Source organism: Meiothermus sp. (assembly GCF_025056915.1).
Taxonomy (GTDB): Bacteria; Deinococcota; Deinococci; order Deinococcales; family Thermaceae; genus Meiothermus.
The window spans coordinates 12,437-29,026 of the sequence record NZ_JANWVH010000033.1 but is presented as its reverse complement, the minus strand read 5'-3'; the positions used below and the strand labels follow the sequence as shown (position 1 = coordinate 29,026).

Here is a 16,590-nt window from a genome sequence, read left to right as displayed (position 1 = left end):
GTCGCCCCCCCCTCTGGGGGGGGCCCCCTGTCCCCCCCACCCCCGCTCCCCCCCCCCGCCGCCCCCGCCCCACCCCCCCCCGCCCCCACCCCCCCGGCCCCAAGGCCCAGTGCGAGCAAGCCCTCAAACTCCGGCCCGACTTCAAGGAGGCCCAGGAAATCCTCACCCGCCTGAAGTGAATACGCTTACTACGAAAAAGTTGTTTTGAGTTGTCCCAAAACATAAAACGCGGTATACTTGCCCCATGCCGTGGCGACTCGAAACGTGGAACCCGGAGTATGCCCTGCCGGAACGGGCGGAGGCAGATGACCAAGCGAGCGGCCTCGAGGACATCAAAACCCACTACGAGGGCGACTGGCGTGCCCGCACCCCCGCCAGGGTCGAACCCGAGAACTGGCCGATTGTGTATCTGGTGGACGGTCGCCAGCGGGTTGATGCCCAGATTGCCGACTCGAGCGGGCGCCGGGCGCTGCTCGCGACCGTTGTGGCCGGGGCGGTGCTGCGCGACGGGGCCGGCATTCGGGTGGTGGGGGAGCCCCTGAGGCAGCATATTTTGTTGCACAGTGCCGACCTCGAGGAGCCCCTGCCCCCAGGCCTCGGCCACTACCGCCCCATCCGGGTCCCAAAATCCGACCCGGCCAGCCTGCGGGCCAGGGTGACCGAGGTCATGCGGCGGCTGGAGGCCCGCCTGGTCAACGAACTCGAGGGGGGCCTGGTCATTGTGGACGGGCAGATATTCCCTGGAGAAGAGCCCTACCAAGCGCCCGAGCGAATCCTGGGCTACACCAAGACCCAGGCCGCAACCTATCTGGGGCCGGAGGAACAGGCCCTGCTGCACCGGCTGATGCCCCACCAGCGAACCCCCATCTTCTCCATTCCGGGGTATGCGCTGCGCCGCCCGCTGGACGTCTTTTCCTGGTATGTGCGCCTGCCGCTGGAACCCAGTGCGCCCTTCTACGGCGCAGCCGCGCTTTTGCGGGTGGAAAGCCCGACCTCTGAGCCAGCCGAGGCCAGCCAGCTCGCCGATTTATCGGTCAGCCTTTTTTGCGCCCTGGCCTCCTCGCCCGCCCGTGACCCCCGCGCCCCGCAGAACCTGATTCCCATTGGGGGGCTTGAGCAGTGGCTGGGCCGGTACATGGGCCAGGCCGAGGTGATCCGGCGTAGAATCATACAGGCATTGTTGACATAGTGGGAGGCAGGCGTGAGACAGGTTGGCATGGTGCTGGGCAGCCGCGAAGCGGGGGCCCTGGATTTTTGGGTGGCGGTGGAGGAAGGGCAGTATTTGCGCCTGGACGACCTGGTCTATGTGGAGTTTCGCCACCCGGATCCGCGCAAAGGCGACCCAAACGGCAACGTCCGCTACTACGGTATGGTGGATCAGGTCATCAAGCTCTACGAGGGCGCGCAGTTCGACACCGACGTCTTCCTGGCCCGGCGCGATCTGTTGCCGGTGAGCCTTTCCTACGCCGCGCACGTGCAGGTGACCCGGCTGGTACCCGAGGAATACCTCCCCCCCGACCCCGGCTCGCCGGTGTTCCTGGCCCAGCAAGAGGCCCTGGGCCTGGCGCTCTACTACGACCGCATGCAAGACCAAAGGCTCCCGGTGGGCCTCCTCAAGAACGGTGAGGTGGCCTACATCAACTTTGAGTTTCTCAATGGCTTCAAGGGCGGGCATGTCAACATCTCGGGCGTTTCGGGGGTAGCGGCCAAGACCAGTTACGCAACCTTCCTGCTCCACAGCCTGTTCCAGTCGCCCGCCAACCGCCAGAAGGCCAACACCAAGGCCCTGATCTTCAACGTGAAGGGCGAAGACCTGTTCTACCTGGACAAAGACAACAGCGGCCTGAACGACGAAGCCAGGGAAGCCTACGAGAAGCTGGCGCTGCCGGCCCAGGCCTTCCAGAGTGTGGCCTTTCTGGCCCCACCCCGCAAAACACCCGGGGACATCCTGGCCGATGTAAGCCGCCCCGACGCCAGCGCCTATCACTGGGACCTGGTGCAGTTCTGCCGGGAGGGTCTGCTGCCCTTTTTGTTTACCGACCGGGGGGCCATGAGCAACCTGGGCTTCCTGATTGACCAGGTCACCGAGCGCCTGCGCCGCCTGGTCGAAGACCTGCCCCTGACCCGCCGCCCCTCCCAGGAGCGCACGTTTGAGCTGGAAGAGCTGCAAGGCCGCCTCGAGCGCTTTTTAGCCCCCCAGCTGGCGGAAAAATCGGCCTGGATTCAGTGGCAGATTCCCCACACCGTCCGGGCCAACCCCGACGCGGTTTACCAGGCCCTGCTGAACCTGCTCGACAATGCCCTGAAGTATGGCACCGGTTCCGAGATTGTGGTGCAAAGCGGGCAGAACGCCGAGGGGGTGTGGCTCGAGGTGCGTAACCAGGGCCAACCTCTGGAAGACTTCGAGCGGCTCTTCCTGGCCGGACAGCGGGGGGTGCATGCCGCCAACGTGCGGGGCACGGGCCTGGGGCTGGCTCTGGTGCGTCGGCTGGCGGCAGGCTGGGGGGGTACGGCCTATGGGCGGGCCCTGGAGAATGGCAACGCTTTTGGCCTGACGTTTCCACTACACAGGGGAACTACCCTGAAGCGTTCGGAGAACCACACACCGGTTTAGACTGGAGATATGGAGAATGGCTATGCGTGAGACCCTGGACCGTGAACTCAATCACCTGACCGAACAGACCATCCGCATGATTTCCGTGGTGCGCGAGATGGTGGAAAAAAGCGCCAAGGCGCTCAGCGAGCAAGACCCTCGGCTGGCCCAGGAAATTATCGCCCAGGATGCCGAAGTGGATGCCCTGGAGCTGGACATCGAGGCCCAGACCATCGCGCTCATGGCCCGGCAGGGCCTGGTGGCCTCGGACCTGCGCTTTGCCTTTACCATCATCAAGGCCCTCACCGACCTCGAGCGTGCCGCCGACTACGCGGCCCACGTGGCCGAGGATGTGATTGTGCTGGCCAAGGAGCCCCCGCTCAAAAACTACATCACCCTGCCCGATATGGGCCGCCGCCTGACCCTGATGCTCGACCTGGTGTCCAAGGCGATGGCCGAGCGAGACACAGAGGCCGCCAAGGAGGTTTTCCGGCGCGACGACGAGATAGATGGCCTGTACGAAGAGGTCTCGCGCGAGCTCCTGACCTACATGATGGAAGACCCCCGCACCATCACCAAGGCCCTCACCCTGGGTCGGGTAGCCCGGAGCTACGAGCGCCTGGGAGACCACCTCGAGAACATCTCCGAGCGCATCCTTTACTGGCTCACCGGCAAGATGGAGAAAAAGCCCGAGGACGTATTCTAGAGCGCTCCTCGCATATTATCAGCCCTTCGAGTTCGAGAAAGCCCGGTTCTGAACAGAACCGTGGCCGCCTGGAAACTCGAAAACATGCGTCTCGGCCCAGACGCATTCACGTTTTCGTGGGCGGCCACGTCTGTGAAGAGCGCGATAGAGGCCCTGCTTGGCCCACCCGTACTGCATTCGTTTGCTTGGTCGCCGAGCGGTGTACGGACTAATCCGACCAAGGTTATTCTTATAGCGAAGCACGCTACCGCCGCAGGATGGGGACTGCTCCAGGATTCAAGAAAGTAAGCGAGCTGGGTCGTTTATCCTGAGAACAGCCCTTTCTTTGCTCCTCGGACAAGTGGCCGCCCATTCATGCGGCCAAAGGTCGGTGTAGGACAAAGCTTTCTCAAAGCCTTCACGGATTCAATTTTGAACAAACCATCCTGCCAGCTTCGACCATCGCTTCGCTGGTTAGCGCCTCCTGGTTCGAGCCGATGTCGCTTGACAAGCCCTTTTGAATCCTGGTCAGGCAGTTGCACATACATTTCGAGGGACACAAGCCCCTGGGTTGAGGGTTTAGGGTAAGGAGCAGAGCGAAAGTCTTGTGCTGCACTGAGCTTTGCGCCCTCGGGAGGTTGGCATGTTTAAGAAAATCCTGATCCCCACAGATGGCAGCGAGTTTGGCCAGGATGCCCTCGAGCAAGGACTGGATCTTGCCAAAATGTCCGGCGGTGAAGTGACGATACTTTATGCGATTGAAAACCCCTACGAACCTTTCAAGAGCTACGCCACCCAGCCCCCTGAATATTTTGAGCAACTGATGAATGACCACAAGGCCACGGCCCAGAAAGTTTTGAGCCGCATTTGTGCCAAGGCTCAATCCAAGGGGGTGCGAACCCGTACGGTGATTGTCGAGGAGCACCCTGTGCCTGCGATTCTGGAGGCCGCACAGGATCACGATCTGGTCGTGATGGCAACGCACGGACGCAAGGGCATTGATCGCGTGATGATGGGCAGCGTGACCGATAAAGTCTTGCACAACTGCTCTACGCCTGTGCTGGTCGTCCGGGGTGCCGCAGGCTAGTTTTTGCCAGAGTGCCCTGGCCCCTTCAAGTCAGCCTATTCTTGTTATCGCACACAGCACACATGGCCGCCCATTCAGTCAGCCATTGTTTTGTCCCGGAGAATGCTTTTTCTGAGTCGAATGGCTCATGATTGGTGAAGAGCACTCGAAGTACCTAGGGCCTTCTCCTGTACAGCCTCCTATAACCCGAATAACGTCATCTGGCGCAAAACATGGTCGCTCATACGTTGCTTCACCTTTTCTTTGCCCCCTTCATCCTGTACACTCTTGGTTTGGGTACGAGGAGGACAGATGATTAGCGTTACCGACCTGCGCAATGGAACCAAAGTCAAGATGGACGGCGCACTCTGGCAGTGCGTGGAATACCAGCACCAGAAAATCGGACGCGGCGGCGCCAAAGTGGTGGCCAAGTTCAAGAACCTCGAGACCGGCGCAACGGTCGAGCGTTCGTTCAACTCAGGGGAGAAGCTCGAGGATATCTACGTGGAAACCAAAGACCTCCAATACCTATACCCGGAGGGCGAGGAACTGGTTTTCATGGATCTGGAAACCTACGAGCAATTCCATGTGCCAAGGGATATTTCCGAGGCCACCAAGTTCCTCAAAGAGGGCATGACGGTGCAGGGCGCCATGTACAATGGCCGTCCCCTGGACATTACCCTGCCCGCTTCGGTGGAACTCAAAATTATCGAGACGCCGCCCGGCGTGCGCGGCGATACCGTCTCTGGCGGGAGCAAGCCAGCTACCCTGGAAACAGGAGCGGTGGTGCAGGTGCCGCTATTTGTGGAGAGCGGCGAGATCATCCGGGTTGACACCCGCACCGGGGAGTACCTGGGCCGCGCCTAAGCCGCAACCCGCATCCGGCTGCGTTCGATTCCAACGGGCATTCTCTGGCCCGTGACCAACCCCTTCCTGGTCGGTAGGGGTTTTTTATCGGTTCAGGCTGAAACGGAGCCTGGCCATGGGGGCTAAAAACAACTGCGGAGGCTTATACTTCTATAGGCAGTCTATGAAACTATAGCTCGGTGCTTTTTCGGAGGCAGTCATGAATGCAAAGGAACTCAAGTCCATCCTCCAAGCGGTGCAGGAACACGAGGTGTTCGAGCTGACCCTCGAGACCCCCGATTACAAACTGACGGTCAAACGTGGAGGCGAGGTGCAGTATGTGGCGGCCCCTGCGCCGGTGGTGGTTCAACCTGCGACAACGGCGGCTCCGACAGCGCAACCCGCGCCTTCTCTGCCGGCAGCAGCGCCAGCCCCCACCCCGGCGGCCCCGGCTCCCAAGGTCGAAACCCCCAAAGAAGACACCAGCAAGTACACCGAGGTCAAAGCCCCCATTGTGGGCACTTTTTACCGAGCCCCCTCACCGGATGCCGAACCGTTCGTCAAGGAGGGCGATACCGTCAAGAAGGGCCAGGTGCTGTGCATCATCGAGGCCATGAAGCTCATGAACGAAATCGAGAGCGAAGTTTCGGGCGTGGTGCGCAAAATCCTGGTCTCCAACGGCGAGCCCATCGAGTACGGCCAAACCCTCTTCTTGATTGAGCCTGCATAAGCTGGCAGCCCAACGCAGCAATGAGCTTGTAGCCAGCCTGGAGATGGCCCTATGTTCAAAAAAATAATGGTTGCCAACCGAGGTGAAATTGCCCTGCGGGTGCTCAGGGCGGCACGGGAACTCGGCGTGAAGGTGGTGGTGGCCCACAGCGAGGCCGATAGCCAGTCGTTGCCGGTTTTGCTGGCCGATGAGGCCATCTGCATCGGGCCGCCCCCTTCGGCGCAGAGCTACCTGAACATCCCCAATCTGTTATCTGCGGCGATTATCTCAGGGGCCGAAGCCATTCACCCGGGCTATGGTTTTCTGGCCGAAAACCCCCAGTTTGCCGAGATGTGCCGTGACCATGGGATTGTGTTCATTGGCCCCACTCCAGAGTCCATGCACAGCCTGGGCTCCAAAGCGGGTGGGCGGGAAATTGCAGCCAAGTCCAACGTGCCCACCGTTCCGGGTACGGGGGTGTTGCAGTCGGTGGAGGAGGCCCTCGAGGCGGCTGAAAAAATTGGCTATCCGGTGCTGCTCAAGGCCAGCGCCGGGGGTGGGGGCCGGGGCCAGAAGGTGGTGCGCTCCTCCGAGGAGATGAAAACAGCCTTTGCCCAGGCTCAGGTGGAGGCGCAAAACTATTTCTCCGACCCCTCACTAATTCTGGAAAAGTACATTGAGCTATTCCGCCATGTCGAAGTGCAGGTGATGGGGGATGGCAAGGGCCATGTGGTTCACGTAGGCGAGCGTGACTGCTCGATTCAGCGCCGCAACCAGAAGCTCATCGAGGAGGCCCCCAGCCGGCTCGAGGAGTCGCTGCGCCAGGAGATTCTGGCCGCGGGGGTGCGCCTGGCCAAATACGTCAACTACCAGGGTGCGGGAACGCTCGAGTTCATCGTGGACCCCGACGGCAACTACTATTTCATGGAGATGAACACCCGCATCCAGGTTGAGCACTGCGTTTCCGAGATGATTTCTGGCCTCGACCTGGTTAAGCTCCAGATCAAGATTGCCGCCGGGGAGCCCTTTACGCTGCAACAGAGCGATATTGAGCTGAAAGGGCACGCCATCGAGTGTCGCCTTAACGCCGAAGACTACGAAAAAGACTTCCGTCCCAGCATCGGCAAGATTGAAACCCTGCACTTCCCCGGTGGCCCTGGGGTTCGGGTGGACTCGCACCTGTACGCAGGCTATAGCATCCCACCCAACTACGACTCGCTGGTGGCCAAACTGATCGTGCACGGTGAGAACCGGGAGGAGGCCATCGCCCGCATGCGCCGCGCACTGTCCGAGACCGTGATCGAGGGGCCTGGGGTCAAGACCACCGTACCCTTCCATCTAAAAGTAATGGACAACGCCTTTTACAAGCGCGGAGCCATCTACACCAACTTTGTCTCGACCCGTATGTCGGAATAGTGCAAGAAAAGCTTTGCAGCGCTTGAGCTGGAGCCATCCGTAGGCCAGCGACCGCGTGCGATGGAAGCCATGCAGGCCGCAATCGCTCCCCTCGGACGATGGACGACAAGCAACCTCTGGCTCCAAACACCGTAAACTGATACTGGCATGTTTTTCTTCGAGCTTCTTGGCAGAGACCCCCTGGCCTACCTGGTCGCGTTCGCCGCAGGCGCATTCGGCCTGGTGGTTCACAACCTGTTTCAGGCCTATCTGGCCGACCGCTACAGGGATGGTGAGCCCCGACGCTATGGCTTCCTGACCGCAGAGCCCAGGGTACACCTGGACGGTCTGGGGCTAATTTTCCTGGCCCTGATTGGCTTTGGCTTTCCCCGGCTGGTGCCCTGGCGGCTCTTTGGCCCCAAGGGCGCCCAGACCGCGCTGATGGGGCCGTTGGGCTTCTTTGTGGCGGCTTTTGTTTACATCCTGCTGGGACGTCTTCTGGAAGGGGTGGGCCCGGCGACCTCGAGCATCGCCCTGGGCTTGCAGGTGGCCGGCTCCCTCATGATTGGCCATGCGGCGGTGTTCTTGTTTCCGGTGCCGCCCCTGGACGGGGCCAGGGTGGTCTATGCCATCGGCAGTGCAGAAGCCCGGCGCTTTATGGACCAGCTCCAAAGCTATGGCTTTGTGGGCTTTTTTCTCATATTCCTGGTGCTGAACCTGAGCGGGATTCTGCCAGCCATCCGGGCCGGTCTGAGCGGGTTACTCAACAGCCTTTTTGCGGCCATCGGGTTGTAAATGGGCCTGCTTCCGCTGCTGCAAAGCGACCCCCTGGCCTTCTTGCTGGTGGTGCTGGTGTTGATGCTTTCACTGGCCCTGCACGAATGGGGCCATGCCATCACTGCGCTCTGGATGGGTGATGCTACAGCCAAAGAGCAGGGCCGGGTGAGCCTCAACCCCCTCAAGCACCTCGACCTCATCGGCTCTTTGATGATTCTGCTGGTCGGCTTTGGCTGGGCCAAGCCGGTGCCAATTTATCCACCCAACTTTCGCCGCTACCGGGTGGGGCTTTTTGTGGTTTCTATTGCCGGTATTGTGATTAACCTGCTGATTGCGACCGGGCTGGCGCTGTTTTTGCGTGCGATGCTGGATTTGGGCTACCTGCAAAGTCCAACCGGTTGGCTCGAGGTTGCAATACAGGCGGCTGTGGTCGCGGCCAGCATAAATCTGACCCTCGCGGTTTTTAACCTCCTGCCCATACCGCCCCTGGATGGCTCCAAAATTTTGCAGAGCTTTCTGCCCTTGCGCTGGCATCCTTATATCTGGCGACTGGAGATGAATCCTACCTATGCGATTGTGGCCATGCTTTTGCTGTTGACCGTGTTCCGCCAACCCCTGAGCACCATGCTCGGCGCTGTGCGCACGCAGTTTTTCAATCTGTTTGGCTTGTAATCGGGGGGCTCGCGCCGCTTTGATCCCCACCTTTCCACAACATCTACCCGTTCATGCGTGCAGGGAAGTCCCTCTATGTTTGAACGCGCTTTAAGCCGTAGAAGCGGCAAGGCTGGGTGCGGGGGTGTTACAACCGACCCCCGACCACCCACTCCCCCCATGTCAATCTCCGAAAGTTGCCTGTTTGCCCGAAGTTCAGGCAACACCGCTTGATTCACCTCGAGCCAAATACCCAGGGTGTTTAGCAGGGTTCGCCTGGGCGCTGTGGGTGTGCCTCTGGAACCGCCCGGATTGAGCCACCGAAGCTCTCGGGAGACCAACCCCAGCCCAGACACGCTGCTCAGGCTATGCCCAGCCAACCGCGCAAAACCCGCAGGTTGTGGGCATCCTCGAGGGTGCCACGGGGGGTTTCCATGATGAAAATCTTGTCCTCGAGGCGGGGGTCGAGCACAAAATTCTTGAGTTCGTCGCCAATCTGACCTTCCATCAGGTTGGCATGGTGGTCAATCTGCGAGCCCCGCTCACCCACCGAGTCGTTGAGGTGAATGACCGGCACCCGGTGCAGGCCCACGCTCTTTTCGAGTTCGTCCAGGGCTTCCGGCAGCCGGTAGCCAGCCGCAAAAGCGTGGCAGGTATCGAAGCAAACCCCCAGGGGCGTCCCTTCGATTAGCTCGGCCAGGGTGTGCAGGCTGGCCCCCAGCTTTTCGCCCCCTCCAGCGGTGTTTTCGAGCAGCAACCAGGGCCCATTCTTGCCCAGCCCGGCCAGTTCCCTAGCCCGGAGGGCACCCGCCCTGGCCTTTTCGGCAGGCCCCGAGCCCGGATGCACCACCACGTACTCGATGCCGAGCGCCTGGGCTTTGGCCAGGTCGTCGGCCAGGCTGAACACGCTCTTTTCCCAAAGCTCGCCCTCCGCGGCCAGATTGACCAGGTAGGAGGCATGGATGACCGAGGGCAGCCCCCCCAGGTTCTCTTTGCGGGCGCGGAAGCCTTCAACCTCGCCTGGTTTAAGGCTGCGGGTTTTCCAGCTTCGCGGGCTTTTGGCAAAAATCTGGATGGCGCTCAAGCCGAGCAGGTCGGCCTCCTCGGCGGCCCCCGCGACGCCGAGCTTGCCGGCAATGGACATATGAAACCCGTATTTCAATCGAGGATCTCCACCTTTACCTGAATGATGCCTTGCCGGTGCATGCCCAGGCGGCGTGCGGCGGCATAGGAGAGGTCTATGATTCGGCCACGGATGTACGGGCCCCGGTCGTTGATTCGAACCACGATGCTGCGGCCATTTTGCAGGTTGGTCACGCGAACACGGGTATTGAAGGGCAGGGTGCGGTGGGCGGCGGTCAGGTGAAACTTGTTGAAACGCTCCCCGTTGGCGGTTCGACGCCCGTGAAACCGGGGCCCGTACCAGGAGGCCCAGCCCCGCTGGGCTCGAACCGCAGCGGCGGGTGGGCTGGGCGCTTCGGGAGCCCTGGGCGGGCGGATAAAGACCCACGGCATGGCCTCTGCGACCGGGGCCGCAGGCTCCGGCTCGAGCAAAGGGAGCACCTCCAGGTTCATCGAGTCCCAGTCGGAGGCCGGTATTTCCAGCTCCAGACCTGCGGGCAAGGGGTCTTCGAGCAGTCCGTTGCGCATCATCAGGTCGGCGACGGACACCTGAAACAGCCGGGCAATGCGCTCGAGGGTATCGCCTGGCTGGACCACATAACCCTGTCCCCAGGCCAGCCCACAAAGCAACAGCAAAGCGCTCCAACGCTTCATAGCTCGATCAGGTGCTTGGGGCTTCTGGAAAGAACCTCGTGCCCCTCCGCGGTGACCAGGGCCAGGTCTTCGATGCGGCAACCCCCCAGACCGGGAATATAGACCCCTGGCTCGATGGTGACGATGTTGCCGACCTCGAGCACATCCTCCGAGGTCTGGCCCAGCGCGGGCCCCTCGTGAATGAAGAGTCCCACCCCGTGCCCCAGCCCGTGGGTGAAGTGTGGGCCATACCCCCGGCCCTCGAGGTGTTGGCGGGCAAGCGCATCCAGCTCCTGGCCTTTTTTTCCGGGGGCCACGGCCTCCAGCGCAAGCGTTTGGGCTTCCAGCACGGCCTGATAGATGCTCTTCAGCTCCGGCGAAACCCGACCCACCGCTACGGTGCGGGTCATGTCGGAGCAGTAACCGCCCACCACGCAGCCAAAGTCCAGCGTGACCAGCTCTCCCGCTTGAATTGGCCGTTCGCTGGCCCCCCCGTGGGGCCTGGCCCCGCGCTCCCCTGAGGCCACGGTGGTGCTGAAGGCCAGCCCTTCGGAGCCGTTTTTGCGCAGGAAGAACTCGAGCTCCAGCGCCACATCAATCTCGCGCACCCCAGGCTTGATGTAGGGCAGGATGTGTTCGAAGCCCTGGTCGGCGAGCTGGGCCGCCTTGCGAATGTGGGCAATTTCCTGGGGACTCTTGCGCTTGCGCAGGTTTTCAATGAGGCCGGTGGTGGGCACAAACTCGAGGTCGGGAAAGTCCTTCTTGAAACCCTCCAGGGTGGCCACGCTGAGGTGCTCGGCCTCAATGCCGACCCGGCCCCGGAAGAACTCGGCGAGAAGCCGGTTCATCTCCGTGCGCTTTAGCAGGATTCGATAGGGAAAGCGCTGCGCTGCGGCTTCCAGCATGTACCGCCCATCGGTGATGAGGGTGGCCCCGCTTCGGGTAATCACAATCTTGGCATCCTTGCCCTCGACAAACCCCGAAAGGTAGCGAACATTGTGAGGACTGGAGACAAAAAGCACGTCGAGATCATGTGAGTCTAGCAAGAGGTTGAAGTCCACGCCCGAACTTTACCCTACCGGTGGGCCTCCTGGCTAATAACTTTTTCACGAGCAGTTGATATCGTGAAAGCAAGCACAAATATCTCATCGAACCTTGCCCTTCTCGTGTTAGGTTCATCCGAGAGGTGGTGTATGCGTCGTTGGGCCCTTGTGTTTTTGTGGATTTTATACAGCTCCCTGGCGGCAGCCCAGGTCTCGCCCGAAGCCGCGCAGTTGCTCGAGCGGGGCCGCACGGTGCTGGGGGGGGCGGCCCTGACCAACCTCAAAACCTACCGGGAGGTCACCACCAACATCTACTACACCCCCGATGGCAAGGAGGAAAGCCGCATTGTTACGCTCTTGCTGGTGGATTTCGTCAACAACCGGGTGCGGCTGGAAATCTACGACCCCCAAAGCGTTGGAGGCCCCAACCCCATCCCGCTGGCATTGCAGCAGTACAGCCCGCAGGAGAGCTTTTTTTGGAGCCGCGAGACCTCGCTGCGCCCCTTGCCCGCCAATCAGCGGGAGCTGCTGCGCTCGAGCCTCTACACCGGATGGCTGGGCCTCAAATACGGCAGCAGCAACCGCGAGCGGGCCAGTGTGGCCCAGGGCAGCCTGCGCAACCAGACGGGCCGCCTGCTGACCGTCAGCACCCAGGGTTGGGTCAGCACCTATCTTTTCAACGCCGAGGGCCTGCTTTTGGGCGAGCGCCTGAACATTCCCGGTGTAGGGGAGAGCATTACCTTTTTCTCCAACTACCAGACCGTGCAGGGGGTGCGCCTGCCGCAAAAGTGGGAAAACTACGTAGACGGTGTGCTGGCCGCCCGGGGCGAGTTGATGGAGGTCGAGATTAACCTGAGCTTCACCGAGGCCGATTTCTTCAAGCCCACCCGCTAGAAGCCCCCAGGTAATACCAACATCTACGACTGACCCAGCCAGGTACGCGCATCTGTAGTTCCGCCAATCCCCCGGCCCGATGCCAACCCAGCCACCTACTGATTCAGTCGTGTACCCGCTTCTGGCTTGAAGCCTCGCTTTGGAGATTTGGTATTTGTGCTGTCATTCCGAGAAGCACGCAGTGCGACGAGGAATCTGATGCCGTTCAGGGGTGGTGAATGCGGGGGGACGGTAGCGCATCCGATTCCTCGCTGCGCTCGGAATGACACCCCGCGTATGGCTCGATTCGGGCCTCAGACCTCGCTTTGAAGGAGACTTAGCATCACACACCCTCCATCCGACCACCCACCCCACACCAGCGCCCGTGTGAAGGGGCCTATCAGGCTTTGCTCAGGCCAAACCGAACCCTGCCTTCCTCGTCGGAGAGTTCGGTGGTGAAGCCTTCTGGCTCTGCTTGAACAAGTGTGAGGGCCAGGGTTTCCTCCTGGAGCCTTGGGCCAAAGCGCAGCAGCGATTCAGCGTATTTGCCCTCGGCGGTATAGGACAGGTGGATGCGATCCGATACGTTCAGGCCCATCTCCTTGCGGGCCTGCTGCACCAGGCGAATCAGGTCGCGGCTGAGGCCCTCCAGCAGCAGCGCCTCGTCGAGCCTGACCTCGAGAGCCGCCAGGTAGCCATCCTGCTCCTGGGCCGAGTAGCCCTCGGGCGAACGGGCCTCGAGCAAAAGCTCCTCTGGAGAGAGGCTCACCCTTGTGCCTTCGGGTGTGCTGAGCTCGAGGTTCAGGTTCTGCCCGGCCTTGAGGGTCTGGGCCACCATCCGGCTATCCAGCTCGGCCAGGGCGGCCCGAATGGCGGGCAGCAGTTTGCCGTATTTTTTGCCCAGCAGTGGCAGGTTGGGCAGCACCCGGTAGCTCAGGAGCTCCTCGCCCAGGCCCAGCACCTGCACCTCCTTGACGTTCAGCTCCTCTGCGATTTCATCGGCAAAGTGGCGCAGTCCGGCCAGCTCGGCCTCGGTCGGGGCGGTGATTAGCACCCGTGGCAGGGGCATCCGGGTCTTGATGCCGCTCATGGCGCGGGCGCTGCGGGCCAGTCCCACCACCCTCACCACCGCGCCCATCTGCACCAGCAAGGTTTCGTCAACCAGGGCCCGCTCGGCCTCCGGCCAGTCCGAAAGGTGCACCGACTCCGGGGCCTCGGGCCGCACCCTTCGCACCAGGTTCTGCCAGAGGGCCTCGGCCACGAAGGGCGTAAAGGGGGCGGCCAGCTGCGAGAGCGTGACCAGGGCCTCCCAGAGGGTGGCGTAGGCCGACTCGCGGTCGGTGGGGTCGTCGTTTTTCCAGAAGCGGCGGCGGTTGCGGCGCACGTACCAGTTGGAAAGCTCCTCCACGAACTGCTCCAGCTCCTTACCCGCCCCTCGAGCATCGTAGGCATCGAGTCTGGCCGTTACCCGCTCCACCAGTTGCTGTAGCCGGGCCACCAGCCAGCGATCCATCTCGGGCCGGTTTGCCACCGCAGGGCGGTTTTGCAGGTCGGGCCGGTCCAGGTTGGCGTACAGCACGAAGAAGCTGTACACGTTCCAGAGCGTGCCCAGAAAGCCCCGCTGGGCCTCCTGCACCAGCCGTTCGGAAAAGCGCTTCTGCTCACCCGGCTCGGAGCCGGTGAACAGATACCAGCGCACCGCATCGGCCCCGTACTTGTCGAACATGGGCAACGGCTCGACCACGTTGCCCTTGCTCTTGGACATCTTGTGGCCTTTTTCGTCCACCAGATGCCCCAGGCAAATCACGTTTTTGAAGCAGGGCTGGTCGTAGAGCAGGGTGGAGATGGCGTGTAGCGAGTAAAACCAGCCCCGGGTCTGGTCAATGGCCTCGCAGATGTAGTCGGCGGGGAAGTGGCGCTGCCAGCGCCGGTAGTTCTCCTCGGTGCCGGGCAGGGGCTCGCCCTTTTCGTCCAGCAACAGGTGCCACTGGGCGTAGGGCATGGCCCCGGAGTCGAACCAGACGTCCAGCACCTCCGGCACCCGGCGGAAGGTCTTGCCGTTTTTGACGAAGGTAATCTCGTCTACGTAGGGGCGGTGCAGGTCGAGGTCGGAAAGGTCGCGCCCGACCAGCTCCGAAAGCTCCCGCACGCTGCCCACGCAGATTTTCTCGCTGCCGTCCTCTGAGACCCAGAAGGGCAGCGGGGTGCCCCAGTACCGCTCGCGGCTGATGGCCCAGTCCACGTTGTCTTTGAGCCAGTTGCCAAAGCGCCCGTGCTTGATGTGTTCGGGGAACCAGTTGATTTTCTCGTTGTTCTCGTAGAGGGCCTGGCGAAAAAGCGAGGTTTTGATGTACCAGCTGGGCTTGGCAAAGTAGAGGATGGGGTCGCCGGTGCGGTCGTGGAAGGGGTAGCGGTGGCGAATCTGCCCCGCGTGGTAGAGCACCCCCCGCTCCTTCATCAGGCGAATCAGCCCTTTGTCGGCCTCTTTGAAGAACTTGCCGCGCTCCTCGGTGACCACCATAAGGCCGTACTCGTTGGTGCCGAAGAGGAGCGGGGTGCCGTACTGGCGGGCGAGCTCGAGGTCCTCGGCTCCGTAGACCGGGGCCTCGTGGGCCACGCCGGAGCCGTCCTCGGCGCTCACAAACTCGGCCAGGGCCACGAAGTGCATCACTGGCCTTCCGTCCGGGCGCTTCTCGCCCTGCGCTTTCACCACCCCCAGCTCCACGCACACCTCGGGGAAGGGGGGGGTGTACTCCCACCACTCCATATCGCGGCCCTTCAGGTGCGCCACCACCTCGAGCCGCTCCTTGTGCAAGTCCTCCAGCCGCGCCACTGCCTCGGCGGCCAGCACCAAAGGCCCCGCCGAGGGCGAGCGCACCACCACGTAGTCCATGTCGGGGTTGACCGCCGCCATGGTGTTGGAGGGCAGCGTCCAGGGGGTGGTGGTCCAGACCAGCACGGCCAGGTTGGTTAGCGCCTCCAGCCCCACGCCTTGGGCCTGGAGCTTTTCCCGCACGGCCAGCGGGGTGGTCTCCAGCTTGAGGGGGAAGCGCACGTACACGCTGGGGTCGTCCACCTCGCGGTAGCCATCGGCGATTTCGTTTTGCGAGAGGGTGGTGGAAATGCGCGGCGACAGCGGCACCACCTTGTAGTCCTGCACCACCATGCCGCGATCCCACATGCGCTTCAAGAGGTTCCAGACCGACTCGATGTAGTTGTTGTGGTAGGTGATGTAGGCATCCTCGAGATCCACCCACATGCCCATGCGCTCGGTGAAGTAGTTCCAGTCCTCGATATTGGCGAACACCCACTCGCGGCACTGCTTGGTGAACTCGGCGATCTGCTCTTTGTTCAGGGTCTTGCGGCCCAGCACGCCCAGCTTTTTCTCCACGGCGATTTCCACTGGCAGCCCGTGGGTATCCCAGCCGCCCTTGCGGGTCACATGGAAGCCCCGCATGGTCTTGTAGCGCGGAAAAATGTCTTTGAAACTGCGGGCCAGCACGTGGTGCATGGCTGGCTTGCCGTTGGCCGTGGGGGGGCCTTCGTAGAAGACAAACTCACCCTTTGGTGCTGGCTTCTGGTCGGACTTGGCAAAAATCTGTCGCTCCCGCCAGAACGCAAGCACCGCTTCTTCCAGCTTGGGAAAGTTGGTCTCGGACACCTCTTCAAAAAGCTTTTTTTCCTCCACCATGGCTGGTTCCTTTCTGAGGAACCGTTCGAGGCTGGGGTTCGGGACATAAAAAACGCCCGACCTGCGACCTTGGGGTTCCTCAGGTGCGGACGAGACGCTCGGCTCGAGTGTTCCCGCGTTACCACCGCACTTCCCGAGCTGAGCCAAAAACGCAATCTTTGCTGCCTCAACCCGGGCGCTCGAACGCGCTGTTTCGGGCGCACCCGCTGGGGTCTACTGGAGCAGGGCTCGTTCTTCCCAGCCTGCACGGGGTGATTTTCAGCCCTCAGGTTGCCGCCTGGCTTGCACCGTCCCAGGCTCGCTGGATGGTCGCTGAAGACGTACTCGTCCCCGGCTCTTTACACCGGATGCAGCATGTGCTATATTTCACTGCTGGCAACCGGCTAACCTGAATGGTAGCAAGCTGCTATCCCCGCGTCAACAATCCATCTCTTGCTTCTCATCCCAGCCCAGCGATATACTCGCCTGGAAATCCGCACAAATGTGGTCAGACGCGGGAAGGAGAG

General features: G+C 61.7%; 14 protein-coding genes. 10 read left to right on the top strand and 4 right to left on the bottom strand.

Features of this window, described 5'->3' with window-relative positions:
• Positions 1–244: 244 nt before the first annotated feature.
• The 9 genes from NZN28_RS07220 (at position 245) to NZN28_RS07180 (ending at position 8,743) form a co-directional block, all read left to right on the top strand.
• Positions 245–1,189, top strand: coding sequence for a DNA double-strand break repair nuclease NurA (locus tag NZN28_RS07220; protein ID WP_295396664.1), 945 nt, complete (start codon positions 245–247; stop codon positions 1,187–1,189).
• 12 nt (positions 1,190–1,201) lie between these two features.
• Positions 1,202–2,614: an ATP-binding protein gene (locus tag NZN28_RS07215; RefSeq protein WP_295396662.1), complete on the top strand. Its 1,413-nt coding sequence runs from the start codon at positions 1,202–1,204 to the stop codon at positions 2,612–2,614.
• 22 nt (positions 2,615–2,636) lie between these two features.
• Positions 2,637–3,299: a phosphate signaling complex protein PhoU gene (gene phoU, locus NZN28_RS07210; protein WP_295396659.1), complete on the top strand. Its 663-nt coding sequence runs from the start codon at positions 2,637–2,639 to the stop codon at positions 3,297–3,299.
• 622 nt (positions 3,300–3,921) lie between these two features.
• The gene (locus NZN28_RS07205) at positions 3,922–4,365 is read left to right on the top strand and encodes a universal stress protein (protein ID WP_295396656.1); all 444 of its coding nucleotides are present in this window, start codon (positions 3,922–3,924) and stop codon (positions 4,363–4,365) included.
• A gap of 291 nt (positions 4,366–4,656) precedes the next feature.
• Complete coding sequence (efp, locus tag NZN28_RS07200; protein WP_295396653.1) at positions 4,657–5,211, top strand: elongation factor P; 555 nt, start codon at positions 4,657–4,659, stop codon at positions 5,209–5,211.
• Positions 5,212–5,410: 199 nt separating this feature from the next.
• Positions 5,411–5,920, top strand: a complete 510-nt coding sequence (gene accB / locus NZN28_RS07195; protein WP_295396650.1) for an acetyl-CoA carboxylase biotin carboxyl carrier protein — start codon at positions 5,411–5,413, stop codon at positions 5,918–5,920.
• A 51-nt stretch (positions 5,921–5,971) separates the two neighbouring features.
• Positions 5,972–7,315, top strand: coding sequence for an acetyl-CoA carboxylase biotin carboxylase subunit (gene accC / locus NZN28_RS07190; protein WP_295396648.1), 1,344 nt, complete (start codon positions 5,972–5,974; stop codon positions 7,313–7,315).
• Between the two features lie 147 nt (positions 7,316–7,462).
• Positions 7,463–8,089, top strand: coding sequence for a site-2 protease family protein (locus NZN28_RS07185; RefSeq protein ID WP_295396645.1), 627 nt, complete (start codon positions 7,463–7,465; stop codon positions 8,087–8,089).
• Between the two features lie 6 nt (positions 8,090–8,095).
• Entirely contained in the window at positions 8,096–8,743 is a 648-nt protein-coding gene (locus NZN28_RS07180) for a site-2 protease family protein (protein ID WP_295396674.1), read from the top strand.
• 340 nt (positions 8,744–9,083) lie between these two features.
• Here NZN28_RS07180 and NZN28_RS07175 read toward each other — a convergent pair whose 3' ends face one another.
• From NZN28_RS07175 to NZN28_RS07165, 3 genes are read right to left on the bottom strand one after another with little or no spacing between them, the layout of a single operon-like run.
• A complete protein-coding gene (locus tag NZN28_RS07175) occupies positions 9,084–9,866 on the bottom strand; it encodes a deoxyribonuclease IV (RefSeq protein WP_295396642.1) in 783 nt (260 codons plus the stop codon).
• 14 nt (positions 9,867–9,880) lie between these two features.
• The gene (locus NZN28_RS07170) at positions 9,881–10,498 is read right to left on the bottom strand and encodes a septal ring lytic transglycosylase RlpA family protein (protein WP_295396641.1); all 618 of its coding nucleotides are present in this window, start codon (positions 10,496–10,498) and stop codon (positions 9,881–9,883) included.
• Positions 10,495–11,538: a Xaa-Pro peptidase family protein gene (locus NZN28_RS07165; protein ID WP_295396638.1), complete on the bottom strand. Its 1,044-nt coding sequence runs from the start codon at positions 11,536–11,538 to the stop codon at positions 10,495–10,497. Before NZN28_RS07165 ends, NZN28_RS07170 begins: the two co-directional genes overlap by 4 nt.
• Before the next feature lie 132 nt (positions 11,539–11,670).
• On the opposite strand from NZN28_RS07165, the gene NZN28_RS07160 reads away from it, so the two are divergent.
• Positions 11,671–12,414 (top strand): hypothetical protein, encoded by a 744-nt coding sequence (locus tag NZN28_RS07160; protein WP_295396635.1) that lies wholly within the window; start codon positions 11,671–11,673, stop codon positions 12,412–12,414.
• Between the two features lie 379 nt (positions 12,415–12,793).
• Here NZN28_RS07160 and ileS read toward each other — a convergent pair whose 3' ends face one another.
• Positions 12,794–16,084, bottom strand: a complete 3,291-nt coding sequence (gene ileS, locus NZN28_RS07155; RefSeq protein WP_295396632.1) for an isoleucine--tRNA ligase — start codon at positions 16,082–16,084, stop codon at positions 12,794–12,796.
• Positions 16,085–16,590 lie beyond the last annotated feature (506 nt).